The sequence below is a fragment of the Sphingobium xenophagum NBRC 107872 genome (genome assembly GCF_000367345.1).
Taxonomy (GTDB): Bacteria; Pseudomonadota; Alphaproteobacteria; order Sphingomonadales; family Sphingomonadaceae; genus Sphingobium; species Sphingobium xenophagum.
The window spans coordinates 30,521-57,383 of record NZ_BARE01000028.1 but is presented as its reverse complement, the minus strand read 5'-3'; the positions used below and the strand labels follow the sequence as shown (position 1 = coordinate 57,383).

The following is a 26,863-nucleotide window of genomic DNA, read 5'->3' as shown; positions in this document are numbered from 1 at the left end:
GAAGGGCCATTAAGGGCGCTTCCATGACCGATCTGCCCAAGACATTCGACCCCGCCGATATCGAAGCCCGCTGGTACAAGCATTGGGAGACGAACGGCCTGTTCCGCCCCGAACGGCCGGACGCGCAGCCCTATACGATCGTCAATCCGCCGCCAAACGTGACCGGCAGCCTGCATATCGGCCATGCGCTCGACAATACGTTGCAGGACATCATGATCCGTTACGAGCGGCTGCGCGGCAAGGATGCGCTGTGGGTGGTCGGCACCGACCATGCGGGCATCGCGACCCAGATGGTGGTCGAGCGGCAGATGAATGCGCGCGGGGAAAAGCGCACCGATTACACGCGCGACGAATTCATCGCCAAAGTGTGGGAATGGAAGCAGGAAAGCGGCGGCACGATCACCGGCCAGCTGCGGCGGCTGGGCTGTTCGATGGACTGGAGCCGCGAACAATTCACCATGGACCCGCATTTCAGCAAGGCCGTGGTCAAGGTGTTCGTGGAACTGCACCAGCGCGGCCTGCTCTATCGCGACAAAAGGCTGGTCAACTGGGACCCGCATTTCCGTTCGGCCATTTCCGATCTGGAGGTGGAGACGAAGGAGACGCAGGGCGGCTTCTGGCGCTTCAAATATCCGCTGGCTGATGGCGTGACACTGGCGGACGGGAGCGATCATATCGTGGTCGCGACGACGCGGCCCGAAACGATGCTGGCGGACATAGCGGTCGCGGTCCATCCCGACGATGCGCGCTATCAGAGCGTGATCGGCAAGGAGATATTGCAGCCGATCACCGGACGGCGCTTGCGGATCGTTGGCGATGATTATGCCGACCCCGAACTGGGATCGGGCGCGGTCAAGATCACGCCGGGGCATGATTTCAACGATTTCGAGGTCGGCAAGCGCGCCGGGATCGCCGCGGGCGCGATGCTCAATATGTTCGATGCGGACGCCAATGTCGTGCAGACGGCGGACGGTCTGGTGCCCGACGCCTATCTGGGCCTGCACCGCTTCAAGCGCGATGGCGTGGACGGCGCGCGTGAGGCCGTAGTGGCCGAGATGAAGGCGCTGGGCTTCCTGGTGCCGCATGTCACGAAGAACAAGGAAGGCGAAGAGGTCGCCGCGGACTTTGAGCCGCGCGTCATCCAGACGCCGTTTGGCGACCGCTCCGGCGTGGTGATCGAACCCTGGCTGACCGACCAATGGTATGTCGACGCCGCCAAGCTGGCCGTCGCGCCGATGCAGGCGGTGCGCGACGGGCGGATCGAGATCGTCCCCAAGACGTGGGAAAAGACCTTCTTCAACTGGATGGAGAATATCCAGCCCTGGTGTGTGAGCCGCCAGCTGTGGTGGGGCCATCAGATTCCGGCGTGGTTCGACGAGGATGGCGCATCCTATGTGGCAGAGACCGAAGCCGAAGCGCAGGCTATGGCTGGCAACAGGAAGCTGACCCGCGATCCCGATGTCCTCGACACCTGGTTTTCATCGGCGTTGTGGCCGTTCGGGACGCTGGGCTGGCCGGATGGCGCACAGGAAAAGGGGAGTCAATCGCTTGTCTCCCGTCATTACCCCAATGATCTGCTGATTTCCGGCTTCGACATCCTGTTCTTCTGGGACGCGCGGATGGCGATGCAGGGGATTGAGTTCATGGGGGACGTGCCATGGCGCAAACTCTATCTCCACGGCCTCGTTCGTGCGGCGGACGGGCAGAAAATGTCCAAGTCCAAGGGCAATGTCGTCGATCCGCTGGGCTTGATCGACACATATGGCGCGGACGCCCTGCGCTTCTTCATGAGTGCGATGGAGAGCCAGGGTCGCGACGTGAAGATGGACGAGAAGCGGGTCGAGGGGTATCGCAACTTCGCGACCAAGCTGTGGAACGCTGCGCGCTTCCTCCAGTCGAACGGCGTCACGGCGTCGACCAGCATCGATGCGCCTGCCGCCACCCTGCCGGTCAATCGCTGGATCATCGCGGAGACGGTGGCCACCGTGCAGGCGATCGACACGGCGCTCGCCGACCTGCGTTTCGACGCGGCGGCCAACGCCATCTATCATTTCGTCTGGGACCAGTTTTGCGACTGGTATATCGAACTGACCAAGGGCGCGATGGATGACGAAACGCGCGCCGTCGCCGGATGGGCGTTCGACCAGATTTTGGTGATGCTGCACCCGTTCATGCCATTCATCACCGAAGAGTTATGGCACCTGACCGGCGACCGCGCGAGCGCGCTGATTGTCGCGCAATGGCCCAGGGCGCTGGCGGCGGTGGATACGGAGGCTCAGGCGGAGATTGACTGGCTGATCCGGCTGGTCAGCGCGATCCGCACCGGGCGGACCGAACTGAATGTGCCGCCCGGCGCGAAGCTGCCCATGGTGGTGCGCGACGGATCGGAAGAGACGCATCGTCGCCTCGACCGGCAGGGCGCGGCGCTGGCGCGGCTGGGGCGGATCGAAAGCCTGACCTTTGGCGAGCCACCCGCAGGCGGCGCGGCGCAGATCGTGGTGGATGAGGCGACCTTCATCCTGCCGCTGGAAGGCGTGATCGACATTGCGGCGGAAAAAGCGCGGCTCGCCAAGGCGCTGGCCGCCGCGGAGAAGGAGCGCGACGCGCTGGGCGGGCGGCTGTCCAACCCCAGCTTCGTTGAAAAGGCCAAGCCCGAAGCGGTGGCCAAGGCCCGCGAGGACCATGCCGAAAAGAGCGCCGAGGCCGAACGGCTGAAAGCAGCGCTGGACCGGCTGGGGTAAGTGAGTAGTCTGGCGTAGCAGAATATAGACCCGTTCGGGCTGAGCCTGTCGAAGCCTTGTTCTTTCCTTCAAGAAGGACGGCCCTTCGACAGGCTCAGGGCGAACGGGGGTGGAGGGTTTCATCCTCCGTTCGATTGGGTGGGCTGAGGAACGAGCATGGCAGCGAGCACAGCGGGCGGAAAAGACCTGACGCAGGGGCCGATCGCGTCCACGCTGTTGCTGTTTGCCATTCCCACGCTGGCGTCGAACATCCTCCAGTCCCTTAACGGCTCGATCAATGCGATCTGGGTCGGGCGCTTTCTGGGGCCGCAGGCGCTGGCGGCGACGGCAAACGCTAATATCATCATGTTCCTGATGTTCTCCGTCGTGTTCGGATTTGGCATGGCGGCCACCGTCATGATCGGCCAGTCGATGGGGCAGCGGGATGTCGATGCGGCGCGGCGCGCGTTTGGATCGGCGGTCGGTTTCTGCATGGGGCTGGCGGTCGTCGTTTCGACCGCGGGCTGGCTGGGCGCGCCCGCTTTGCTGCGGGTGCTGGCGACCCCGGCGGAAGCCTATGACATGGCGCTGGTCTATCTGCGCGTCATCTTCATCGCCATGCCCGCCACCCTGTTGTCGGTGATGATGATGATGGGCCTGCGCGGGGTGGGGGACGCCCGCACGCCGCTCATTTTCATGATCGTCAGCGTAGGCGTCGACCTGATTCTCAATCCCGTGCTGATCCTGGGGCTGGGGCCGTTTCCCGCGATGGGCATCGCCGGGTCAGCGACCGCGACGGCGCTGGCGGGCTTTATCAGCCTGATCGGCATCATCGCCTATAGCTATGCCAGGGATCTGCCGCTGCGGTTGCGCGGCCCGGAGCTTGCCTATCTCCGTCCCGCCGCCGACCAGATGCGGGTGCTGCTGGGCAAGGGGCTGCCGATGGGGCTGCAAATGATCGTCATGTCGGCGTCGGGGCTGGTGATGATCGGCCTCGTCAATCGCGAAGGGCTGGCGGTGACGGCGGCCTATGGCGCGTCGCAACAGCTATGGACCTATCTCCAGATGCCGGCCATGGCGATGGGCGCGGCGGTCAGCGCCATGGCGGCGCAGAATGTGGGGGCGGGCCGGTGGGACCGGATCAGCCGGATCACAGGGGTCGGCATCGGCTATCAATTGCTGATCACCGGCACGATGGTCGCGGTGATGCTGGCGTTCCACGAGCCGCTGCTGAGCCTGTTCCTGGGCAATAACAGCGCGGTGATGGCCGAAGCCTGGCATATGCAGTTGCGGGTGAGCTGGAGCTTCCTGGCCTTTGGCTGCACTATGATCCTGTTTGGCGTGATGCGCGCCAATGGCGTGGTGGTAAAGCCGCTCATCATCCTGATCTTCACCCTGTTCGTCGTGCGGATCGGCTTTTATTATGTCGGTTATCCGCTGATCGGGCCGGACGCGCTTTGGTTCAGCTTCCCCGCGGGGTCGTTCGTGTCGCTGCTGCTGGCGTTCCTAGTCTATGCCCATGGCGGCTGGCGCAAGGCCAAGCTGCTGGTGCCGGTGCATGAGGAAGAATGTCGCGAGGCCGTGAACAGCGAGGCGGAGCCGGCCGGGCGGATCGCGCCGACCGGGTAAGGGGTCTTTTGAAAAATGCGCGGAAGGGCGCATTTTTGCAGCCGCACCGGCCCTCTCCCCCACCCGGCCACCCATAGGCTACTATCGTGGGGTGGCCGGGTGGGGGAGAGGGCCGGTGCGGCACGAATGTGCTAAGGCACATTCAACAAAAAGCCGCTTTAGCGCCCTTGATTGCGCCAGCGGGTGATAGTGCGGTCGAGAATGGCGTCCTCGCCGCCCGACTGGCGCCAGAGTTCGGTGAAGCTGGGGTCGCCCGATGCGGGGCGGCGATGTTCTTCCAGATTGTCGAGCGCGACGCGGATGGGCACTGCGACGCCTTCGCCGCAGATGATCGCTTCCCGATTGCGCAGCGCCGGGATGGAATCGAGGAAGCCGCGGGCGCCTTCCGGCATGGCGGCTTTCACGAAGGCCTGGTCGCGATCATTGTTCAGGCGCATCGAAATGATGGTGCCGCACTGGGATAGCACGCCTTCGGCCAGATCGGACGGGCGCTGGGTGATGAGGCCCAGCGAGACGCCATATTTGCGGCCTTCCTTGGCGATCCGCTCCAAAATCTTGCGCACTGCCTGACCCGCGCCGGTGGTGCTGTTGGGAATGTAGCGATGCGCCTCTTCGCAGACGAGCAGGATGGGGCGCTGCGGTTCGTCGCGCGCCCAGATGGCATAGTCGAACACTAACCTGGACAATACCGACACGACGGTGGAGGTGATGTCGGACGGCATGGCCGACACGTCGATGATGGAGATGGGCTTGCCGTCCGATGGCAGGCGGAAAATCTTGGCGATGAAGGCCTGCATCGTGTCGGCGACCAGCATGCCGGAGAACATGAAGCTGTAGCGCGGGTCGGCCTTGATCTCGTCAATCTTGGTCTTGAGCCGCATATAGGGCAGCGAGTTGGTGCCCTTGTCGAGCTTGCCCATCTCATTCTGGAGAATGTTGGTCAGGTCCGACAGCAGATAGGGGATCGGCGAATCGACGGTCAGGCGGCCAATCTGTTCGGCCAGGCGGTTCTTCGATCGCGCCGCGAGCAGGCATTTGGCGAGAATGTCGCAATCGACGGTGCGTTCGGAGCCGGACGAGGTGACGAACACCTCGCAATGTTCCTCGAAATTCATCAGCCAATAGGGCAGGGCCAGATTGTTGATGTCGAACACGGCCCCGTTGCTGGCGAAGGCCGCGCCATATTCGCCATGCGGGTCGATCATGACGATATGCCCCTGCGGCGACAGGTCGCAGATGCGGTGCAGGATCAGCGCTGCGCTGGTCGATTTGCCGGTGCCGGTGGAGCCGAGCAGCGCGAAATGCTTGCCCAGCATCGAATCGACATACAGGGCGGCGCGGGTGTCGTTGGTCGGATAGACGGTGCCGATTTCGACATTGGCCCGGTCGTCCGCAGCGTAAATCTGCTGCATGTCGCTGCCCGACACGGGGAAAATGTCCGTACCCGGCGTGGGATAGCGGGTAACGCCGCGACGGAAGCGATGGATACGGCCGGTCAGCTTTTCCTCTTCGCCCTCACCCAGAAAATCGATGTCGGCTATGATGCTCTGGCTCGCCTGATCCAGCGTCATCGCGCGGACGCTGGCGACCAGCCAGCATTCGCCGACGCGCATCTTCACCTGGCTGCCGACCTGCCCGGCCATGGCGGTGCAGGGATCGAGATCCTGACCCAGGACGGCGAGCCGCACAGGGTCTATCATCACCTTGGAACTGGAGCCGGCGATCTGGAACACCATACCCATGGCCTGCCCCAAGGCGGGGTGCGCGGACGGTACAGCATTACAAAATTCATGTACGCCCGGCATCTGGGTCATGAGCCTTTGTCATCCCTTTGACCGGAGCGGATTCCGGCAAACAGAGACTTGTCTAGGCGATGAAGGTAAAGATTGGCTTATACGCGCGGACGGTTAACAGGGCGTAGGCACGGGTCCGAAACGGATCGACCTTGCCACGCGGGGAACAGCGGGCCAATTGGCGCATTGTTGCCGCGTAACTGTCAGGATCTTTGTTTGTCCGAAACGATATTGGCCGATGGAGCGCGTCGCTCCGACGCGATCGCCATTGCCCGTGTCATCTGCATCCTTGGGGTGGTCTATGTCCATGCATGGACCGGGCAGAATGGGGAAGCGCTCGCGGCGCTGCGCGGCAGCGCGCAGGATAATCTGCGCTGGGCGTTGATGGAGATATTCGGGCGCAGCGCGGTGCCGCTGCTGGGGCTGATTTCCGGCTGGCTGGTCGCGGGATCGGACACTGCGCGCCATTGGGGGGCGCATGTCCGGCGCAAGGCGCGCACGATATTGCTGCCGATGATCCTGTGGAACGGGCTGGCGATCCTGCTCGTGTCGGGCACGGCCTACCTCTGGTCGCTGAGCGCGCCGGTGCCGACATCGCTTTGGTGGGTGGTGCAGGAAGTGCTGATCATCAGCCGCAACCCCGACATCAATGTCCAGATGCCGTTCCTGCGCGACCTGTTCCTGTGCATGGTCGCCGCGCCCATGCTGGTGCGATCGCCGGGATGGGCGCTGTCGCTGGTGGTCATGGTGGCCGCTGCGGCGCATGTGGCGGGGCTGGGGCCGCCATTGCTGATGCGGGCGTCGATCCTGTGCTTCTTCACTCTCGGCATCCTTGCCCGGCGCGGCGCGTGGGCGCAGCGGGCGATCGCCCTGCCGCTGGCGGCGGCAGTGCTGCCCTTTGCGCTGATGATCGGCGTGCAGTTTTGCTTGATGGTCGGGCTGGTCGACATGCCCTACGCGCCGGTGCGCAATGCGATCGACCTGATGGTGCGGATCGCGGCCACGCTCGCTTTCTGGCGGTTGGCATGGGCGCTGGCGGGGAGCAGGGCGCGCGCTGTGCTGCTGCGGATCGAGCCTTTTGCCTTTTTCCTCTTCTGCGCGCACCTGATCCTGATCTGGCTGTTCGGGCCACTGCTGGGCAAGCTGTTCGGCAAGCTCGGATCGCCGCTCTATCCCGTCTACCTGCTGATCCAGCCATTGCTGGTGCTGGGCGCGGTCATGCTGATCGCTACCGGGCTGCGCCAGATCGCGCCCGGCGCAGCAAGCGTGCTGAGCGGTGGCCGGTTGAAACCTCGCTCGCGTTAAGCCGGTTCGCGGGCGGTAAGCGCCTGTGCCGCGGCCATGGCGATGGCGAAGCTGTGCTTGCGCGCCTGCACATCATGGATCTGGCCCGTGAGGATCAGCTCGTCCGCCTGGGTACGTCGCAGGAAGGCGGCAATGTCGCGCTCGACATCGGCCTGGGTGCCGATGCTGGAAACGCTCAGCACGTCGGACAGCATCGCCTGCGCCTGGGGCGGCAGGCTGTCATAATAGCCCTCCACCGGCGGCTGGAGCTTGCCCGGCTGCCCGGTGCGCAGGCGCACGAACGCCTGCTGCATCGAACTGGCCAGCAATTGCGCTTCTTCCGCGCTGTCGGCGGCAAAGACGTTATAGCCCGCCATGACATAGGGATATTTCAGCTGCGCCGACGGGCGGAAATCGCGGCGGTAGATGGCGATCGCCTCGTCCAGCGCGCCCGGTGCGAAGTGGGAGGCGAAGGCGTAGGGCAGGCCGAGCGCGGCGGCGAGCTGCGCGCCATAGAGGCTGGACCCCAATATCCACAGCGGCACATCCTCGCCTGCGCCCGGCGTCGCTTCTATGCCCAGCCGCTCGTCACCCGCGAAATAGGCCTGCAATTCCATGACGTCGCGCGGGAACTGATCCGCGCCGCCGGCCAGATTGCGGCGGATCGCCTGCGCCACCCGCTGGTCGGAGCCGGGCGCGCGGCCCAGCCCCAGGTCGATCCGGTTGGGGAAAAGCGCCGCGAGCGTGCCAAATTGCTCGGCAATGAGCAGCGGGGCGTGGTTGGGCAGCATGATGCCGCCTGCGCCGATACGGATGGTGGAGGTCGCATGGCCGATATGGGCCAGCACGACCGATGTGGCGGCCGACGCGATGCCCGGCATGCCATGATGTTCGGCGACCCAGTAGCGATGATAGCCCAGCGCCTCGGCATGGGCCGCAAGATCGGCGGCATTGGCGAGCGCGGTGGATACGCTGTCGCCTTCGCGGACGGGGACGAGGTCGAGCAGGGAAAAACGTGTCATGCCCGCTATATGGGGGCATGATGAGTTTTATTTCAATACGGGAAATCAGACGGCGCGACCAAATCCCTGTGGCGGGGTGTCTGCGCGGCGGCCAAATGTCACGGGGCGGCGGGCGACCAGCGGATTTGCGTCCCGGTCGAGCAGCGCCATCGTTTCGGTAAAGCAGGGACGCAGCGCCACGACGGTTTCGATCAGTTCGTCCGGGCCTTCGCGGGTTTCCACGCATCGGCGGGCGACCATCTCAATCTCTTCGGCCATGGCGCTCAGCCGATAAGCGCCGAACTGGGCCGATTCGCCCTTGAGCGTATGGGCCGGCGTCACCAGCGCAGCGGCGTTGCGGGCACGAAAGGCATCCTCGACCGCGCTGATGGATTTGGCGCCATCTTCACGGAAATAGCCAAGGATGCGCAGAAATGCCGCACCCAGCTCACCGCGGGTCCGTGCAAAATCGCTCCAATTGACGAGGTCGGCGTCTTGATGAGGCACCCGGGCCACTCCTTGTTCTACGAACGGGAAAATAAGTGGCGCGCGTAAATAGAGCGTTAAAGCGTGGCGGGCAGCAACCGATTGTTTGCGTCAATCCGGAGCGATGCGCGACAACGCATATTGGTGCGTGTCGATAACCGCGAAAAGCCAGCCATTTTGCCGGGCAAGCGCTTCCAGTTCGCGCCCGGCAATCGGGTCATCCGCTTCGATCCTGATGGCGGGCGCATCGCGCATGGCCCGTGCCGCGCGCAGGGCGGGCCAGGGGCATTTCATGCCGCGTGCATTGACGATGACCGGGTCGGCCATCGCGCCTATTTGCCGAAGGGATTTTTGGCGCTGCGCAGCGTCAGCCGCACCGGCACCGCGCCAAAGCCCAGTTCCTTGCGGATGCCGTTGACCAGATAGCGACGATAGCTTTCGGGCAGATCATCGAGCCGGGTGCCAAACAGGATGAAGCCGGGCGGGCGCGTCTTGGCCTGGGTGATGTAGCGCAGCTTGATCCGCTTGCCGCCGGGCGCTGGCGGGGGATTGGCCTCCAGCGCGCTTTCGAACCAGCGGTTGAGGACGCCGGTGGACACGCGCTTCGACCAGGTGGAGCGGGTTTCAAAGGCGACGCGGATCAGATCGTCCAGTCCCTTGCCGGTCGCGGCCGACACGGTCATGATCGGCACGCCGCGCACCTGCGCCAACCCGTCGAACAGCGCCTGCTTGATGCCCTGATACAGGGCCGATCCATGTTCGACCGTATCCCATTTGTTGAGCGCGACGACGAGCGCGCGCCCTTCCTCCAGCACCTTGTCGGCGATGCGCAGATCCTGCGCCTCCAGCCCGCGGGTCGAATCCAGCAGCAACACGACGACTTCGGCAAAGTTCACAGCGTTCAGGCCATCGGTGACGGCCAGCTTTTCCAGCTTGTCCTGCACCTTGGCATGTTTGCGCATCCCGGCGGTGTCGATCAGGCGGACGGGACGCTCCAGCCCCTCGTCATCGACCCACATCCAGTCCACGGCGATGCTGTCGCGGGTGATGCCCGCTTCCGGGCCAGTCAGCAGCCGGTTTTCGCCCAGCAGCCGGTTGATCAGCGTGGATTTGCCCGCATTGGGACGACCGACGATGGCGAGCTTGAGCGGGGCGCTCTCCTCATCCTCGTAAAAAGTCTTGTCTTCGCTTTCAAACTCCTCCCGCTCCAGATGCGGGAGCAGCGCCTGAAACAGGTCGGCCAGGCCCTGACCATGTTCGGCGGAAAAGGGGATTGGTTCGCCAAGGCCCAGGCTGAAGGATTCCATTACGCCATCGTCGGCGGCCTTGCCCTCCGCCTTGTTGGCGACCAGCACGACCGGCACGTCATTGGCGCGCAGCCAGCGGGCGATTTCCTCGTCCAGCGGGGTAATGCCCGCGCGCGCGTCGATCATGAACAGGGCAAGATCGCAATTGTCGACCGCCGCTTCGGTCTGCATCCGCATGCGACCGGGCAGGCTGTTGGCGTCCTCATCCTCATAGCCTGCGGTATCGACGATGATGAAATCCAGGCCAAGCAGATGGGCCTCGCCCTCCCGCCGGTCGCGGGTGACGCCGGGCTGGTCGTCGACCAGCGCCAGCTTCTTGCCGACCAGGCGGTTGAAGAGGGTGGACTTGCCCACATTGGGACGCCCGACAATGGCTACTGTGGGCAGCATGGAGGCCCGTATCCTTCCGAAAAATTCAAAATCGACAAACGCCGCGCTCCCGCGAAGGCGGGAGCCCAGTCCGTATCGGGGAACTGGACTCCCGCCTTTGCGGGAGCGGGCTTAGCATGTTTGTTGCTCTTAGCGGAGTGCCGTCAACTTTCCATCATCGGCAAGCACATAAAGCATATTGTTGGCGACGATGGGCGGGAGCGACATGGAGCGATTCATGTCCACATCGGCCTGCACGCTGCCATTGGTGGGATCGACATAGACCATCTGGCCGCGCGTCGACACGACGATCAGCCGATTGCCCGCCAGAACGGGGCCGGTCCAGCGGATCGCCTTGTCCTTCTTCTTTTCCTTCTGCCAGCGGCGCAGCTGGCTGACCCAGCGAATCTTGCCGGTGGCGCGCGCGACGCAGAGCAGGCGGGCGTCGCTGGTGACGACGAACACCCATTCGCCGACGACCGACGGGGTGGAGATGCCCGCAATGTTGATTTCCCAAAGGCGCTGGCCGCTGGTCAGTTCGTAGGAGGCCATGCGGCCGCCCTGACCGATCGCGAACACCCGGCCCCGGTCGATCACGGGATCAGCGTCGATGTCGGTCAGCGTCGCGACGGCGGTGGAAATGCTGGTGCGCGAGAGCGCGTCGCCCCACAGCGTCCGGCCATTTTCATATCGATAGGCGGTCAGTTCGCCCGAACTATAGCCCGCGATCACCGTGCCCTGCGCCGCGGCGGGCGCGGCAACGCCGAACACGCCGGTCACCTGCAACGTGCCGCTGTCGGTCCACTGGGTTTCGCCGTCGGACTGGTTGAGCGCGAAAATCTGGTTGTCCTGACCCATCACATAGACATGGCCATTTTCCAGCGTCGGCGCGCCGCGCAGCGGCCCGGACAGATGCTTTTTCCAGATGATCGCGCCATCGGCGACGTTGAGCGCGAATACGTCGCCAAGGCCGGTGCTGGCGAACACCCGGTCGCCCAGGACGCTGACGCCGCCGCCGAAGAGCGAACGGCCATTGCCCTTGCCCTCGGCAGGCAGGCTGGTCTGCCACAATTTGCTGCCATTGGCCGCATCGAACGCGATGACATGGGCGCCTGCGTCAGTGACGAACAGCTTGCCACCCGACACGACCGGCGATGCGGCGAGGCGCGCCTGTGGCGAACTGCCCTCGATCGAAGCGCTCCACACCTGCGTCGGCGATGCGCCGAGCGCGACATTGCCCATCGCCTTGGACGGATCACCGCCCGGCTGCGCCCATTGATCGTTGACATAAGGGGCGGGCAGGGCGACGGGCACGTCGGCCAGAGCCGGTTCGACCTCGATACCCTGTTCATTGTTCAGGATGGACACGCGGTTGCCCAGCACCGGGGTCTTGGGGCCGCCCTTCTTGCCGCCGACAATGCCGCAGCCGGCCAGCAGCGCGATCATGAGGGTGAGCGTCACAGCGCGGCCGATGGGCGCCTTTGTCTTCATGCTGTCCATTCCCATGCGCTCATTCATCCCTGTGCCGGATCAGCGGGCGATTCCACCGCGTCGATCCCCAATAGTCCCGCCATCTGTCGCGCGCGTGAACGGATCGACTGGGGGACGTTGGCGTCCTTGGCGATTCCGGCGAACAGCGGCCCGGCGAGGTCATTCTTGCCCATCTTCATATAGGCGATGGCGACCAGTTCCCCCGCGCTGCCGAACCAGGGCGCGCCCTCGACCGCCAGCGGTTTCAGCCGATCGACGATCTGCTGCGGCTTCAGGCTGTCAAATTCCAGCGCGGTCTGGCGGATCAGCGCCACATCGCGATAGGGCTGGTCCAGCCCCGTGTCGGCAACCATCGCGCCATAGAGCGCGATCGCGCCCTTGGTATCGCCCTTGCGCGATGCCGTCCCCGCCTGCACCAGCAGTGCCGACGCGCGATAGCCCGGCTGGCTGGCCTTCGTCAGCGCGTCCAGTTGCTTGGCGTCAGGGGTGCCGCCGCCGGTTGCGGTCGCCAGCACGGCGTCCATCTGTTCCGACACGGCTTCCGCCTCGGTCTTGCTGTGATGCTGCCAGTAGAGCCAGCCGCCAAAGGCCGCCAGCCCGGCCACGACCGCGACCAATATCCAGCGCCCGTAGCGCTGCCACACGGTCAAAAGCTGGTCCTGACGGACGGCTTCATCGACCTCGCGCATGAAGGCTTCGCTATTTTGCGGCGTCAGGGCCACTTTATTCTCCGGGACATGGATCAGAAACAGATGGGCAGAAGGCGCGATCAATAGCGGCGCTTATGCCACAGGCAAATCACTTTTTAGGGCGATAGACCTGTTCTTCGGTCGGAAAGCTGCGCGCCCGCACGTCATGGGCGTAACGCTCCGCCGCGCTGGCGATCGTTTCGGCGATATTGTCGAAGCGTTTGACAAAGCGCGGCACCCGTTCGAACATGCCCAGCATATCTTCGGTCACCAGCACCTGCCCATCGCAATGGGCCGATGCGCCGATGCCGATCACGGGCACATCGACGCTGTCGGTAATGGCAACGGCCAGTTCCTCCATCACGCCTTCCAGCACCAGCGCGAAGGCGCCCGCCTGCGCGACGGCGCGGGCGTCGGCCATGATCTTGGCATGTTCTTCCTGGCTCTTGCCGCGCGCGCCATAGCCGCCCAGCGCATTGACCGCCTGCGGGGTCAGGCCGACATGGGCCATGACCGGGATGCCGCGCTGGCTCAAGAAAGAAATGGTTTCGGCCATCACTTGCCCGCCTTCCAGCTTCACCGCCGCCGCGCCGGTTTCCGCCATGATGCGGCTGGCGCTGGCAAAGGCCTGTTGCGGTGAGGCTTCATAGCTGCCGAACGGCATGTCGACGATGACGACGCTATGATAGCTGCCGCGCACCACCGCCGCACCATGCGCGCACATCATGTCGAGCGTGACGGCAAGGGTGGAGGGCAGGCCGTAAATCACCTGCCCCAGCGAATCGCCGACCAGCAGCATGTCGCAATGCGGATCGAGCAATTGGGCCTGCCGCGCGGTGTAGGCGGTCAGCATCACCAGCGGCTCGGTCGTTTTCCCCTCAAACTTGCGCCGCTGGATGGCGGGCACGGTCAGGCGCTTCATTGGCGCGGGCGTGGGATTGGCGCGGCTGGTCGAGGTGTCGAGCGTGAAGGTCGTGGACATGGGCAGGCTCTAGCCCAGCCAGTCCCGCGGCGCAAATGGCCAGCAATGGGCGGAGTGGCATGGTCGTGCCGCTCCGCCCACCGGCGGGGTGAGAGGGATCAGAAGCTGAATTTGATCGTGCCGCCCCAGGTTTGCGGATCGCCAGGCTGGCCGGCGATCAGGCCGGTGTTGCCGGGTGCGACCTGGAGCGTTTCGATATAGTCGACGTCGAGCGCATTGCGGACCCAGCCGAACACTTCGAACCCTTCGCCCCGGAAACCGGCGCGGAAGTTGGTCAGCGCATAGCCCTTCACATTGGTGTAGATCGAGGGCGAGGCGTTGCTGTTCCAGTGCGAACGGTAATTGCCGTCCACGCCGAAATAGACTTGGCCCTCTTTCGCCAGCAGCGTCACCGGCTGGTTGATCTCCGCACCATAGGAGAAGGCCCATTTCGACACGCCGGGCAGATCGGCGCCGGAAATGTCGCACTGGCGCGGGCTGAGTGCGCCCGGCACGCCGGGTTGCGAATAGTCCAGCGTGGCGTTGGCCGCCTGGAACGTGCCGCCCGACAGTTCGGGCGGGCAGGGCGCGTCCACGAACCTTTTATATTTGGCGTCGGTATAGGCGCCATTGGCATAGGCGGTGAAGCGGTCGCTGGCGACGATCTTGAAGTCCGCCTCGATCCCCTGCGACCGGACCTTGCCCGCATTGGCCAGATAGCCGCGCACCGTGCCGAACTGGCCGCCATTCACCGTTGCCTGAAAATTCCTGATGTCGGTGCGGAAGGCGGTGAGATTGAAGGTCGCCCGCCGGTCAAGGAACTGGGTCTTGAGGCCGATTTCAAAATGGTTGACCGATTCCGGCTTCACCGTGCTGGCGTCATAATTGACCGTGTTGTCGGCGTTGAGCGGCAGGCCGTTCTGGTTGATCCCCAGCGTCTTGAAGCTCTTGGCATAGGTCGCATAGGCCAGCACGTCGCGGGCGATCTTGTAATTGATGTTGAAGTCGTAGGTGAAATTCCAGGCGCTGTCGGACGGCGCGCTGACCTGCGGCTGATAGACGCCGCATTGCTGTGAGGTTCCCTTGATCGTCCCCGGCTCAGCGACGGTGGTGCAGCTGATGGCCTGCCCTTGGGCGTTGGTGACGACGCGCTGATAGAAGCCAGACTTCTTGTCATAGTTCAGGCGCAGGCCCGGCTGGATCGTCAGCGCGTCGGTCACCTTCCAGCTCAACTGCCCGAACAGCGCCGCGCTGTCCGCCTTGAGCCACTGGGTGTTGCTGGCGGTCAGGCCAGCGAGTGTCGCGGGGTTATTGGCGGGGTTGGCCGGATCGGATGAAGGGGCAAGGCTCCATTGCGCGGCGGCGCTGCCCTGTTGCTCCGTCCCCTGGGTGTCGACGCGCTGCTTGAAGCCGAAAAGGCCGACAACGACATCGACATTCTGGCTTTCGTAATTGTAGCGGAATTCCTGGCTATACTGGTCCTGCTGAGAGGGGTTTTGCGATCGGGATACGATCGACAGTCCGGTAAAGTCGCGGTCATTTTCCGGCTTCCAGTCCCAGAAGCGCCAGGCAGTAACCGACGTCAGCGTGCCGGGACCGACATCCCATTTGATCTTGGCCGATACGCCGCCAATCTTGTTGCCAGCGTTCAGGTTGGAATCGAGGTCGGTCAGCCGATCATAGGGATTGCGGCTGGGCACGACATAATTTTGCGCCGCTGCCAGCGCGTCATATTGGCGGTTGAGCGGGCGCTGGGTGCGACCGACGCGCACGAAGGTGGTACCGCAGCATTTCGGGTTCTGGCGGCTGTAGTCGCCCGACAGGGTGACGCTGAAATCCTCGCTCGGCTTGAACAGCAATTGCCCGCGAAGGCCCAGATTGTCCTGTTCGTTGATCCAGCGCTGGCTTGTCACATTGTAGAGCGTGCCGCGACGGCTGGTCGACGCCATGGCGATGCGCACGGCGACCGTGTCTGACAGCGGGCCGGAAACAGCCGCCTTTGCCTGTCTGAGGTTGAGATTGCCCACGGTCAGTTCGGCGCGGCCTTCGAAATCGAAAGTCGGCTGGTTGGTCGTGATGTTGATCGCGCCTGCCGTGGTGTTCTTGCCGTAGAGCGTGCCCTGCGGCCCGCGCAGCACCTCGACCTGCGCGACGTCGAGAAAGTCGAAGGTCGCGGCAGCAACGCGGCTGTTATAGACATCGTCGACATAGATGCCCACGCCCTGTTCAAAGCCGTCGCTGGTCAGGCCGAACGGCACGCCGAGGCCACGAATGTTCACCGAGGTGTTGCGCGGGTTGGTGGTATAGACCTGCAAGGTCGGCGCGAGCTGTTGCAGCTTCACGATGTTGAAGTTGCCGGTGGCTTCGATGCTGTCGCCACGGACCACGGAAATGGCCAGCGGCACTTGCTGCGCCGTTTCCTGACGGCGGCGGGCGGTCACGACGATAACGTCGCCGCGCGGGTTCTGCGTTTCCGCGGCCGGATCGACCGGCTGCGGCGTGGCGTCCTGCGCATGGGCGGCAGGCGTGATGAAGGAAGCGCTTGCCACGCTGGCAAGTAACAGAAAACGCGCAATCATATTGGTCCCCTTTTCCGGCGGTCCGGTGGTTGTCGATCGCGGCGTTTCCGGTGGTCCGGTCAAAGCCTGTATTTTCAGGGTGACGCTCAATAGTGCGGCTCACCCCCTTGCCGCATGGGTCATGATGACCCGGTAGCCCCGTTTACTCGCCCTCCGCTGTCAGCTGGTCAGGCGCGTCTTTTCCGTAACGTCGATCTGGACCACGCGGGCGTCATGGACGGTCAGCGTGATCGATCCGAACTTCAGGGCCGTCAGCACGGCGCGCACCTTGTCGATGCTGACCATGATGTCGGAGCGCTGGGTTTCGGTACGGCCGTTGCGCAAGTCAGTTGGTAAGGTGTCTTTCATATGGCCTCCGTTCCGCGCTATATATCAACTAAAATGATAGACAAAAAAGCAAATATAGATGGCGCGCAACTTTCTCTTTGTCGTTCCCTGCCGGAGCCAAGGATCATCGGTGGGCGCGCGCACTGGCAGCCACCAGCGGCTGCCGCGCAAGTGGCATGGCCGGGCGGGACTGATGCATGGCGGACGCCTGTTCCCGCGCATTGTCGATCAACCTTTCGAGCAGCCCTTGCCCGAAGCGCCAATCGCCAAGGCCGGAAGCGGCGTTGATATGGCCGGCATGGCCAGCGTCCACAAATTCGCTGCCCCAATATTTGCCGATGCTATGGGCGCGCTCGAAGAAAATATAAGGATCGTCCCGGCTGGCCACCAATATGGAGGGGAAAGGCAAGGGCGCGCGCGGCGTGGGGCCAAAGCCGCCGATCATTTCGGGCGTTTCCATCCGGTCGCAATCGGGCGGGGCGACCAGCAGCGCGCCGGTCACTGGCCAGCCATAGGCCTGGCTCTGCAGGGCGCCCCACCATGCGACCGCCATGCAGCCCAGGCTGTGCGCCGCCAATATGACGGGGCCGTTGGCGGCGCGGATCGCCGCGTCCAGCCGGGTGACCCAGGCATTGCGGTTGGGGCTGGCCCAACTGCCAAGATCCACCCGCTCGCAATCGCCGCGCGTTTCTTCCCACAGGCTTTGCCAATGGTCCGGCCCGCTATTGTTCAGGCCGGGAATGGTCAGCACGAGCGGTTGGCGCGTGTCACCCGAAAATCCGAATCGCTCCATGATCTGGTCCTCAATCCTGTCTATCCAGGCCATGACCGTAATTCTACTATTTAGATAGACAATTGGTCAACGATGGAATGTGGCATAATCCGGGCAATTGGAATGGCGCAGTTGGGAAGGGAGGCGAAGAATCGGAAAACGTGGCGGCGGACAGGAGTGGCCTTGCGGCTGCGCCTGTCCGCCAGCACCATTTTACCAGGGGTAGATCAGGCCATAATATTGATAGACGTTGCGGCCATAGCCTTCGTCATAATCGGGCCGTTGATCGGCCATGTAATGTGGGGCCTGCTCCAGCACCTTGCTGTCCAGGTCGACGACATAGCCGCCCTGTTCGGTGTCATAGTTCAGCATCGACCAGGGCAGGGGATAATGGTCATTCCCGATCCCTAGAAAACCGCCGAAGGACAGCACCGCATAACGGACCTGCCCCGACATCTTGTCGACCATGAAGTTGGAAATTTTGCCGAGCTTTTCGCCCTGCCGGTTATAGACGGCGGTACCCTCCACCCGGTCGGACGCAATCAGTTCGCCATGATTGGCCGCATGATTGATCATTGTCGTTTCAGACATTGTCATTCTCCTGCATCAGTGGGGTTATATCTATGCAACCACGAGCGACGCTGGGGGTTCCTTGTCGATTAGCAGGAGATAGAAGCATGAAGATCAATCGCAGCGGTTCAGCGGTGTGGAGCGGCGGGCTGAAGGACGGCAAGGGCGCGATATCGACCCAGAGCGGCGCGTTGGACGCCTATCCCTATGGCTTTGCGACGCGTTTTGAAGGGGTGCCGGGCAGCAACCCGGAAGAATTGATCGCCGCCGCCCATGCCTCCTGCTTCACCATGGCCTTGTCGCTGATCCTGGGAGAAGCCGGGTTTACCGCCAGCAAGATGGAAACCAATGCCGTCGTCACGCTGGAAAAGCAGGAAGATGGTTTTGCCGTCACCGCCAGCCATCTGACGCTGAAGGCCAGCATCCCCGACGTCGACGAGTCGACATTTCAGGATCTGGCGGCAAAGGCCAAGACCAATTGCCCGATTTCCAAGCTGCTGAAGGCCGATATCAGTCTGGAGGCAGAGCTGCTGTCCTGACCCGTGCCGCCTTGCCGCGGACATGTTCGCGCCAGGCAATATAGAGGCCGCTGGCAATGATCAGGCTTGCCCCGATCCAGGTCGTCGCCAGCGGCCATGGCGCGCCGATCGCCAGACCCAGCAGCGTCGTCCAGATGATTGCGCTGTAATCCATCGGCAGCACCACCGATACCGGACCCCAGCGCAGCGCGGCGGTCAGGCAAATCTGGGCGATGCCGCCAAACAGGCCGATCAATAGCAACAGGCCCCATGTGACTGGATCATGCATCTGCGCGAAAAAGGGCATGGCGATGCCCAGCGGGATCATCGACAGCGTGGTGAACCAGAATACGACCACGCCAGCGCTTTCGGTACGGCCCAGTTCGCGCAGCACCAGGCTGACGCTGGCGGTCACGAAAGTGGCGGCGATGGCGACCGCGACGCCCTGTAGCGGGAAATGGGCGGCATCGGGCCGTACCATCACCAGCACGCCGACAAAGCCGATCAGCACCGCAGCCCAGCGATGGATGCCCGTTGCCTCCCGCAGGATCAGCGCCGACAGGATCGTGCCGAAAATCGGCATGGTGAACCCGATTGTCGCGGCTTCGGCGGGCAGCAGCAGGATATAGGACAGGAAGTTGAGCAGCATGCCGGTCAGGCCCAGCAGCATGCGGCTGGCATGGACGCCGATGCGCCGGGTGTGGACGCTGCGCAACCCGTCGGCCATCGCCACCCAGCCCAGCACGAAGGGAAGGGCCAGCGCCTGGCGATAGAAGAGCGATTCGACGACATGGACGCCCCGTCCATCGACCACCCGCACCGTCACGAACATGATGGACAGGCAGATGACAGCAGACAGCCGAAGTCCGATGGCGAATAGCGGTCGATGCGGTCGGGAATGGGGCGGGGCGGGCGTCACCGCTCCGCCTTAGCCCGGTTGCGCCATCGCGCAACCGGGAAGGGACGGCAAAATTCTATTGCATCGGCTTGACGAATTTCAGCGTCATGCGATCGCTTTCGCCAATGGCCAGATATTTGTCGCGGTCGACATCCTTCTGGCTCAACGTCGGGGGCAGGGTCCATACGCCCTTGGCCCAATCCGCCGTATCCTTGGGATTGGCGTTCACCTCCGTCGCGCCGGCATAGGTGAAGCCGGCGGCTTCCGCGATGCGGCGGATGGTGGAAAGCTTGAGATAACCGCTCGTCTTTTCCAGCGCGCTGTCGCGTCCTTCGGGCATGCGATGATCGACCACGCCCAGCGTACCGCCCGGCTTGAGCATCGCGAAGAACGCCGCGAAGGTCGCCGCCTCCGTGCCGCCCATCACCATGTTATGGACGTTGCGGAAGGTCAGGACGGTGTCCACGCTGTTGGCGGGGATCGCGGCGCTTTCGTCGGGGAAGGGGACAACCGTGACCTTGTCATAGACGGTCGGCTTGGCGGCCAGGAAGGTCTTGTAACCGTCCAGATAGCGCCCCGTTGGTTGCAGGGCATAGAATTTGCCCTGATCGTGCAGCAGCGGCGCCAATATTTCGGTGTACCAGCCACCGCTGGGCGCATATTCGACCACTGTCTGGGTCGGTGTCACGCCAAAAAAGGCCAGCGTTTCGGCCGGGTGGCGATATTTGTCGCGCGCGACATTGGCTGGCGTGCGGCTGGGCGCCGCGATGGCGGCGGCGATCGGATCAGCCGCCTTCGACGCGGCATGATCGCCATGCCCGGCATGCTGGGCGAGCAGGGGCAGGGCAGGCAGGGCAAGGCCGGTCAGCAGCAGTCCGGCACGGGCGAGACGGTTCATCGGCAGTCCTCTCTTGAAAAGTCAGGAGGAGGGTGTGCCGGTCGCGGCGAAGCGATGCAAGGGGGCTGGAGGGGAAATCCCCGCCAGCCACGATTCGTCATGAAACAGCTTTGCCGTTTCGCTCAGCCAGCGCTTACAGGCAGGCTTCCAGAAAAGGCTGATCGAAACCGAACATCCGCGCCTTGTCCAGCGTGTAGGGACGCAGGCCCATCGACCGATATTCGCCGACGATCTTCCCGCTGTCATCTTCATCATGATATTCGAACTTGAACAGTTCCTGCGTCACGATGACATCGCCTTCCATGCCGATCACTTCGGTCACGTTGGTGACGCGGCGCGACCCATCACGCAGCCGCTTGACCTGCACGATCAGGTCCACCGAGTCGGCGATCTGCTTGGAAATGGCTTCCTTGGGGATTTTGATGTCGCCCATCAGGATCATATTTTCCATACGGCCCAGACATTCGCGTGGGCTATTGCTGTGGAGCGTACACATGGAGCCGTCATGGCCCGTGTTCATCGCGGCGAGCAGGTCGAAACATTCCGCGCCACGAATTTCGCCCAGAATGATGCGGTCCGGGCGCATACGCAGGGCGTTCTTGACCAGATCGCCGATGGTGATCGCGCCATTGCCTTCCAGATTGGCCGGGCGGGTTTCCAGCGGCAGCCAGTGCGGCTGTTGCAGCCGCAATTCGGCCGCGTCCTCGATCGTGAGCACACGTTCGCCCGGATCGATCATTTTCGACAGGGCATTGAGCATCGTCGTCTTGCCCGAACCGGTACCGCCCGAAATGACGATGTTGAAGCGGCAGGCGCCTGCAATCTTGAGCGCGGTCGCCATCTTGGGGCTCATGGCGCCCCATTGGGCGAGCATGTCGATGGTGATCGGCTTGGCAGAGAATTTACGAATCGAGATGGCGGTGCCACGCAGCGACAGCGGCGGCACGATGACGTTGACGCGGCTGCCATCCGGCAGGCGGGCGTCGGCCAGCGGCGTGGTCTGGTCGACGCGGCGGCCGACCTTGCTGACGATCCGTTGCGCGATCTGGAACAGATGTTCCTCGTCCCGGAACTTGATCGGCGCGATCTGGAGCTTGCCCTTCTTTTCGATATAGGTCTGGTCCGGGCCGTTGACCATGATGTCGGTCACGTCCGGGTCGGACAGCAATTCTTCAAGCGGGCCGAGGCCCAGCAGTTCATCGACCAGCACCTTTTCCAGCGCGAACTGTTCGCGCCGGTTGAGGGTCAGCTTCAGTTCCGCCAGCACTTCCATGATGATCGGGCGGAATTCCTCGGCCAGTTCATCCTTGGTCAGGGTTGCGGCGGCTTCCGGATCGACACGCTCCAGCAGGCGGGGCAGCACCTGCTCCTTGATCTTGTGGACGCTGGCTTCAAAACCCTGCGGTCCGGCGTCGGCCACATGTTCGTGATTGGCGCGGTCGGACAGGCGCTGGATGGCGTCGGCATTGCGCTGCATCTGGCTGGTCGGTGCAGCCAGTGGATCGACGCTCGTTTCGCCTGGCAGGGCCGCTATGTCGAGCGGGGGAAACTGATCGCCGCCGCGCGCTTCTTCCTTGGGCGCGCCGCCTCCCTGCATCGGCCGGGCAACGCCAAAGCCGGGCTTGATGCCAGCAGGTCCATTTTTCCGTCCAAAGGCGCTCATAAGTCTCCGCCAGTAATTCGCGATCGAAGCCGCCCGGTTGAGGGCCGATCAGATAGGGCTTGGGAAGGTGAATAAGATGGAAACTTTGACAAATGGCTAATGGACCGGCGGCCCGCCAGCAGCGCCAGTATCAGCAACGCGATCAGGCTGACCACAGCGCCAGCCGTTTCCTGCCACAGCCGCACCCGTTCGATGCGGTAGGTGCCCGGCGTCGCGTCGAAGCTGATCAGCGGACCATGGCTCGCAATGGCCTGCCCGTCGCGCGTCACGCGCCAGATGGGAAAGGCCGCATGGCCCATCGTCACCGGGCCGGAGCGGGTCACGGTGATGCTGTCGCCGCGCGGGAGGGTGGCAAAGCGGCCAAGGTCGGTCCAGCGATCGACCCGATCGACGAGCGAAGCATCGAATCCGGCGGGCAGATATTCCGGTGCGTCAGGCTGGTGCCGTTCGATCCTGTTATAGTCGACAGGCATGCACAGCAGGGCATGGGCAATCAGGCCAGTGAGCAGGAACGGAAAGGCCAGCACCAAAGCCGCGCCAAACGCAATGATGCGGCGGGGCGGGCAGGCGGCGATTGCAGTGACGGCGGCAAATTCGGTGATGGCCAATATCCGCCAGGGAAATTGCACCTTGTCGAGCAGGTCTATGCTCCACAGCAGCGGGATCAGGTTGATCGCCGCCAGCGCCGTGCCGATCGTGATGGCGGTCCATAGCGATCGCGCGCGCCAGGCAAGCAGGACAAGGCCCAGCGCGATGGAGGGGAAGAGTTCAAAGTCCTCGCGCCAGATCGACCAGACGCTTGCCTGATATTTGCCAGTCCATAAGAGTGCGGTCGACATGTGCGCCTGAAGCGTCGCGGCGGGTAGCAGATAGAAAGCGGCGAGCGCAAAGGCGAGCAGGCCGGCTACAAGGCCCGGTAGCAACGTCGCGCGGTCCTGCACGATCCGCTGAAGCATCAATGGCGCGATCAGGAACAGGCCGGTCAGCGTTGCCAGTGGCAAATGGGTCAGGATCAGCGCGGCATAGGCGCTGGCGAGGAGCGTCACGCCACGCCGCGACGGCAGCCAGCTAATGCCCAGCGCGATCAACGGCAGCCAGACAAATCCTGCAAACTCCGCCAGTGCGCCGCGCACATACAGGTCGAACAGATGATAGGGCGCAACCATATAGAGAGCCGCGCCGATCAATGGCCGCGTTCCTCTCGCGGCCAGCCACGCATACATAGCGAGCCCCGATGCGATCAGCAACAGCAGGCCAGCGCAGCTTATCGCCTGTGTTACGCTCAGCCCGATCGCGTTCAGCCCGCCCGACAGCCAATAGGCGAGCGGCGGATAGAAATAGAAGGTCGGGCTGCCCAGCCCTTCGAAACTGTGGGGGAGCCAGCGCTCGTAAAAATGCCCTGCCGCGATCTGATCGCCAAAATGGCGGGTCCACATAAGATTGTAGAGATGGCTGTGGGTCGCGCCCGGTCCCCATAGCAAGGCAGGCAGCATCAGCCCGCAGCCCAACAGGGTCAGCGTCCAGACCGGGTGCCGGCTGGCAAGGGAGGCGATGGCGCGCATGGGCCGGTGATGACGCAATATGGTAAATGAAGCGTAAGGATGATGGCGCGCACTTACGATCCATTAACCATTCTAGCCGATAGCGGAGTGAGTTTTTCGCGAGGATCATTGCGCCCATGCGCACGCTGTCGATCGTCATCCCGGTCTATAACGAGCAGGACAGCCTGTCGCTGTTCCTGGAGGCGGCGCGTCCGGCGGTGGAGCGGGCGTTGGCGCTGATCGGGCCTGATGCGCGGGCGGAATATCTGTTCGTCAATGATGGCAGCAGCGACCGGACCGGCGACATATTGACCATATTGGCGCGGTTGAATCCCGACATAAGCGTTGTCACCCTGTCGCGCAATTTCGGCAAGGAAGCGGCGCTGGCGGCCGGGATCGACCATGCGGGCGGTGACGCCGTGATCCCGATCGACGTCGATCTGCAGGATCCGCCGGAGGTGATCGTGGATATGGTCCGCCACTGGCTGGCGGGCGCGCAGGTGGTCAATGCGCGCCGGTCCGACCGCTCCACGGACGGCTGGTTCAAACGGACGAGCGCGCGCGGATTCTATTGCCTGCTCAATCGCCTGTCCGATTATCCGATCCCCGAAAATGTCGGCGACTTCCGTTTGCTCGATCGGCAGGCGGTGGATGTCATCAAGCAACTGGGCGAGCAGGCGCGCTTCAACAAGGGGCTGTTCAGCTGGATCGGCTTTCGCGTCGCCACGGTCGATTATGTCCGCGCCGCGCGCGGGACGGGGACGACCAAATGGCGGCTCGGCAAGCTCTGGTCGCTGGCGATCGACGGCATCACCGCGTCGACCACCATGCCGCTGCGGATATGGTCCTATATCGGTGGTGGCATTGCGTGCCTGGCCTTTGCCTATGCGGCCTTTCTGGTCGCCCATACGATCATCACCGGGGTCGATACGCCCGGCTATGCCTCCATCATGGTCGCGGTGCTGGGGCTGGGTGGGCTTAACCTGCTCAGCCTGGGCATTATCGGCGAATATCTGGGCCGGGTCGCGCGCGAAGTGCGGCAACGGCCGCTCTATGTGGTCGCGGATCAATCGACTGTGCCGGTGGCTCCGGTCGCCGAACCAATCAGGGACGAGGATGAATGGACCGATCAGCCTATGCGAGCCTGAGCGCGCAGGAGGGGAGCCATTGGTGGTTCGTCGCCCGCCGCGCCATAGTGGACGCGCTGATCCGCACCCGGATCGCGCCGCGCGCCAACGCGCGCATATTGGAGGCGGGTTGCGGCACCGGCGGCAATCTGGCGATGCTGGCACGCCATGGCACGGTCGATGCGCTGGAATATGACGGCGAATCGCTTGCTCTTGCGATGTCTCGCGGCGTAGGCACAGTTGCGGTGGGAGCATTACCTGACCAGATCGGCTTCGGTGACAACTGCTATGACCTCATCGTTTTGCTCGATGTGCTGGAGCATGTCGAACAGGATCGAGCATCGCTTGCGGCCTTGCGCGAACGGCTCGCGGTAGGCGGTTCACTATTGTTGACAGTTCCGGCCGCGCCATGGCTGTGGTCGGACCATGATATCCTCCACCATCACAAGCGCCGCTATACGCTTGGCAGCCTGTCTGCTGTCGCTCGTTCGGCCGGGCTAGAGGTTAAAGAAGTCGGTTATTTCAACAGCCTTCTATTCCCGGTTGCCGTTCTGGCGCGATTCGCGCAGCGCCTGACGGGGCGAACGACAGTTGCAGACTCGCGCCCTGTACGGCCTATAAACGCACTGTTTCGCCATATTTTCTGCATGGAACGCCACCTGATCGGGCGGATCAGCCTACCTGTTGGCTTATCGGCTTACGCGATCCTGTCGGCCTGACGGCGGCACATCCGGCTTGTCCGGGTGATGCCATGCCCCGTCCCAGCAGCGGTCCGGTTCGGTCGGGTCTAACCGATAAGGAACAGTAGGTCGCACGAGTGACGGCATTCTGTCCAGCGGAGCCAGATATGTGCCTTTGGGCTGAAACCAGAAACTTCCTTCCCAGGCCTTGACGAAACTGCATCGGACTTCCGGCGCCGGGGGATAAGCCAATGCGCGGCGTATTTCCGTCAGCGGGGTGATGATGCCGATGGCCAGCGCCAGCAAAAGCCATGGCCGTGCGGGCGAGGCGGTTCGCACGGCATCGGCGACCATGACTGCCAATATTGTCAATGCAGTGATCGACCCCCGCATCATGAAATCGGTGGACGATCCGATCTGAAGGAAGGGTATCGCCAACAGCCACAGCGTTAGTACCACCAATATGTCTATCCCGAAACGCGACCTCCTCACGAACAACGCCAGTGGTGCGACATAGACCAGCACTTCAAGCAGCTCGAAAAAAGCCCATTGCAACGGCACGATTGAGATCAGCTTTGCGCCCACGCCATCACCCGCTGCGCTCAGATAAAGCAGCCCGGGGACGCACAGCAGGGTGGTGAGGGCGGGCAGGGCGATGTCGGCGGGGCTGATGGCGCGCGCGCGCAGGCTGCTGATGCCCGCCAATGCCGCAAATGGCATGGCGCCCATCAACCCCAGCGGCGACCAGAGCGCCGTCAAGGGCAGCAGCGCCAGATAAGCGCCCAGCGGCAATTTCTCCGCACGCCAAAGGAGGAAGCCCAGTGCGCCGATCCAGCCCGACAGCGCATGTTGCGGCACCCAGAAAGCCAGGGTGACGGTCGATGAATATTGGAGATAGGCCCAGTTTTCGAGATGATCCGACAATCCGCCGCGAAACAGGATGCGCCCCAGCGCGTCGAGGCCGCTGAAGCCCACGACGACCGCCAGCGCGATCATTTTCGCGCGGCGCGTCTCAAATAGCGTCGATCCCAACGCCAGCAGCGTGCCGGTCAGCAGGCTGTTCTGGACCAGCAGCGCGATGTCGCCAGCGCTTCCACCCAGCGCCTTGGCCGCCAGCGCAGGGATCAGGAACATGCCGACCGGCGCGCGCAACAGTTCCGCCTCGCCCCTTGCGGTATAGACGAACGGCCAGGGGTTGATGCTCATGTCGCGCAGCACGGCGAAGCGCACCTGCCAGTCGATATTGGCGTAGAAAAAGCGTCCCTCCCCACCCAGGAGAAGGAGTATCGTCGCCACGCCGATGCAGATCAGCCATGTCGCGGCTGTCGGTCCGGCAAAGTCGCGCGCCGTCCGGACGATGGCGACGCAGAGCAAGCCGGTCAGCAGCGCGCCGAGCCCATAGGCCCAGACGGGCATGACATTCAGGAACCGCCACAGCAGCAACTGGTCGAGGGCCAGCCAGCCGGCCAGCAACGCGATCAGCCAGCCGCCGGGCAGGGGGCGCTGCAAAGCGCGGGCAGGGGGCGGAGCGATCATCAGGCTTGTTCATGACAAGGCGGG

General features: G+C 63.4%; 23 protein-coding genes. 6 read left to right on the top strand and 17 right to left on the bottom strand.

All coding sequences use genetic code 11. The features are described from left to right. The first annotated feature begins 23 nt into the window (after nucleotides 1–23). Together SX1_RS13325 and SX1_RS13320 are read left to right on the top strand one after the other, a co-directional pair. The gene (locus SX1_RS13325; protein ID WP_019053391.1) at nucleotides 24–2,741 is read left to right on the top strand and encodes a valine--tRNA ligase; all 2,718 of its coding nucleotides are present in this window, start codon (nucleotides 24–26) and stop codon (nucleotides 2,739–2,741) included. Between the two features lie 156 nt (nucleotides 2,742–2,897). Beyond that, nucleotides 2,898–4,349 (top strand): MATE family efflux transporter, encoded by a 1,452-nt coding sequence (locus tag SX1_RS13320; protein WP_017181600.1) that lies wholly within the window; start codon nucleotides 2,898–2,900, stop codon nucleotides 4,347–4,349. 158 nt (nucleotides 4,350–4,507) lie between these two features. On the opposite strand, the gene SX1_RS13315 is transcribed toward SX1_RS13320, so the two are convergent. Next, nucleotides 4,508–6,163: an ATP-binding protein gene (locus tag SX1_RS13315; protein WP_026002126.1), complete on the bottom strand. Its 1,656-nt coding sequence runs from the start codon at nucleotides 6,161–6,163 to the stop codon at nucleotides 4,508–4,510. A 195-nt stretch (nucleotides 6,164–6,358) separates the two neighbouring features. Between SX1_RS13315 and SX1_RS13310 the strand changes: the two genes are divergently transcribed. Further along, entirely contained in the window at nucleotides 6,359–7,447 is a 1,089-nt protein-coding gene (locus SX1_RS13310) for an acyltransferase family protein (RefSeq protein ID WP_019053390.1), read from the top strand. On the opposite strand, the gene SX1_RS13305 is transcribed toward SX1_RS13310, so the two are convergent. The 11 genes from SX1_RS13305 to SX1_RS13255 form a co-directional block, all read right to left on the bottom strand. Next, a complete protein-coding gene (locus tag SX1_RS13305) occupies nucleotides 7,444–8,448 on the bottom strand; it encodes an LLM class flavin-dependent oxidoreductase (RefSeq protein ID WP_019053389.1) in 1,005 nt (334 codons plus the stop codon). The genes SX1_RS13310 and SX1_RS13305 overlap by 4 nt on opposite strands. A 45-nt stretch (nucleotides 8,449–8,493) precedes the next feature. Then, on the bottom strand, nucleotides 8,494–8,934 hold the full coding sequence (locus SX1_RS13300) for an Hpt domain-containing protein (RefSeq protein WP_026149755.1): 441 nt from the start codon (nucleotides 8,932–8,934) through the stop codon (nucleotides 8,494–8,496). Nucleotides 8,935–9,024: 90 nt separating this feature from the next. Beyond that, the gene (locus SX1_RS13295; protein ID WP_019053387.1) at nucleotides 9,025–9,240 is read right to left on the bottom strand and encodes a sulfurtransferase TusA family protein; all 216 of its coding nucleotides are present in this window, start codon (nucleotides 9,238–9,240) and stop codon (nucleotides 9,025–9,027) included. Between the two features lie 5 nt (nucleotides 9,241–9,245). Beyond that, entirely contained in the window at nucleotides 9,246–10,610 is a 1,365-nt protein-coding gene (gene der / locus SX1_RS13290; RefSeq protein ID WP_017181594.1) for a ribosome biogenesis GTPase Der, read from the bottom strand. Between the two features lie 129 nt (nucleotides 10,611–10,739). Next, on the bottom strand, nucleotides 10,740–12,089 hold the full coding sequence (locus SX1_RS13285) for an outer membrane protein assembly factor BamB family protein (protein ID WP_017181593.1): 1,350 nt from the start codon (nucleotides 12,087–12,089) through the stop codon (nucleotides 10,740–10,742). A gap of 14 nt (nucleotides 12,090–12,103) precedes the next feature. After that, complete coding sequence (locus SX1_RS13280) at nucleotides 12,104–12,802, bottom strand: tetratricopeptide repeat protein (RefSeq protein WP_026149754.1); 699 nt, start codon at nucleotides 12,800–12,802, stop codon at nucleotides 12,104–12,106. Between the two features lie 76 nt (nucleotides 12,803–12,878). Continuing rightward, nucleotides 12,879–13,751 (bottom strand): 3-methyl-2-oxobutanoate hydroxymethyltransferase, encoded by an 873-nt coding sequence (panB, locus tag SX1_RS13275; RefSeq protein ID WP_019053384.1) that lies wholly within the window; start codon nucleotides 13,749–13,751, stop codon nucleotides 12,879–12,881. A 98-nt stretch (nucleotides 13,752–13,849) separates the two neighbouring features. Further along, nucleotides 13,850–16,309: a TonB-dependent receptor gene (locus SX1_RS13270; RefSeq protein WP_026149753.1), complete on the bottom strand. Its 2,460-nt coding sequence runs from the start codon at nucleotides 16,307–16,309 to the stop codon at nucleotides 13,850–13,852. 159 nt (nucleotides 16,310–16,468) lie between these two features. Further along, the gene (locus SX1_RS13265) at nucleotides 16,469–16,657 is read right to left on the bottom strand and encodes a YezD family protein (RefSeq protein WP_019053382.1); all 189 of its coding nucleotides are present in this window, start codon (nucleotides 16,655–16,657) and stop codon (nucleotides 16,469–16,471) included. Between the two features lie 103 nt (nucleotides 16,658–16,760). Continuing rightward, entirely contained in the window at nucleotides 16,761–17,429 is a 669-nt protein-coding gene (locus SX1_RS13260) for an RBBP9/YdeN family alpha/beta hydrolase (RefSeq protein ID WP_026149752.1), read from the bottom strand. A 192-nt stretch (nucleotides 17,430–17,621) separates the two neighbouring features. Then, nucleotides 17,622–17,999 carry a PRC-barrel domain-containing protein gene (locus SX1_RS13255; RefSeq protein WP_026149751.1) on the bottom strand — a complete coding sequence of 126 codons (378 nt, stop codon included), beginning with the start codon at nucleotides 17,997–17,999 and terminating at the stop codon, nucleotides 17,622–17,624. Nucleotides 18,000–18,085: 86 nt separating this feature from the next. Here SX1_RS13255 and SX1_RS13250 point away from each other — a divergent pair, with 86 nt between their 5' ends. Next, nucleotides 18,086–18,517: an OsmC family protein gene (locus SX1_RS13250; RefSeq protein ID WP_019053380.1), complete on the top strand. Its 432-nt coding sequence runs from the start codon at nucleotides 18,086–18,088 to the stop codon at nucleotides 18,515–18,517. Here the strand turns inward: SX1_RS13250 and SX1_RS13245 are convergent. From SX1_RS13245 to SX1_RS13230, 4 genes are all read right to left on the bottom strand, one after another. Further along, nucleotides 18,489–19,415 (bottom strand): DMT family transporter, encoded by a 927-nt coding sequence (locus SX1_RS13245; RefSeq protein ID WP_026149750.1) that lies wholly within the window; start codon nucleotides 19,413–19,415, stop codon nucleotides 18,489–18,491. The two genes, SX1_RS13250 and SX1_RS13245, sit on opposite strands and share 29 nt — an antisense overlap. Nucleotides 19,416–19,470: 55 nt before the next feature. Continuing rightward, on the bottom strand, nucleotides 19,471–20,292 hold the full coding sequence (locus tag SX1_RS13240) for a class I SAM-dependent methyltransferase (protein WP_019053378.1): 822 nt from the start codon (nucleotides 20,290–20,292) through the stop codon (nucleotides 19,471–19,473). Nucleotides 20,293–20,425: 133 nt separating this feature from the next. Continuing rightward, complete coding sequence (locus tag SX1_RS13235) at nucleotides 20,426–21,955, bottom strand: TadA family conjugal transfer-associated ATPase (protein WP_019053377.1); 1,530 nt, start codon at nucleotides 21,953–21,955, stop codon at nucleotides 20,426–20,428. Then, a complete protein-coding gene (locus SX1_RS13230) occupies nucleotides 21,952–23,517 on the bottom strand; it encodes a putative glycosyltransferase family protein (protein WP_019053376.1) in 1,566 nt (521 codons plus the stop codon). Before SX1_RS13230 ends, SX1_RS13235 begins: the two co-directional genes overlap by 4 nt. 116 nt (nucleotides 23,518–23,633) lie before the next feature. Between SX1_RS13230 and SX1_RS13225 the strand changes: the two genes are divergently transcribed. Further along, the gene (locus SX1_RS13225) at nucleotides 23,634–24,644 is read left to right on the top strand and encodes a glycosyltransferase family 2 protein (protein ID WP_019053375.1); all 1,011 of its coding nucleotides are present in this window, start codon (nucleotides 23,634–23,636) and stop codon (nucleotides 24,642–24,644) included. After that, on the top strand, nucleotides 24,617–25,342 hold the full coding sequence (locus SX1_RS13220) for a class I SAM-dependent methyltransferase (protein WP_019053374.1): 726 nt from the start codon (nucleotides 24,617–24,619) through the stop codon (nucleotides 25,340–25,342). The genes SX1_RS13225 and SX1_RS13220 overlap by 28 nt, the downstream gene beginning before the upstream one ends. On the opposite strand, the gene SX1_RS13215 is transcribed toward SX1_RS13220, so the two are convergent. Further along, nucleotides 25,313–26,839, bottom strand: coding sequence for a hypothetical protein (locus SX1_RS13215; RefSeq protein WP_019053373.1), 1,527 nt, complete (start codon nucleotides 26,837–26,839; stop codon nucleotides 25,313–25,315). The genes SX1_RS13220 and SX1_RS13215 overlap by 30 nt on opposite strands. Between the last annotated feature and the right edge of the window lie 24 nt (nucleotides 26,840–26,863).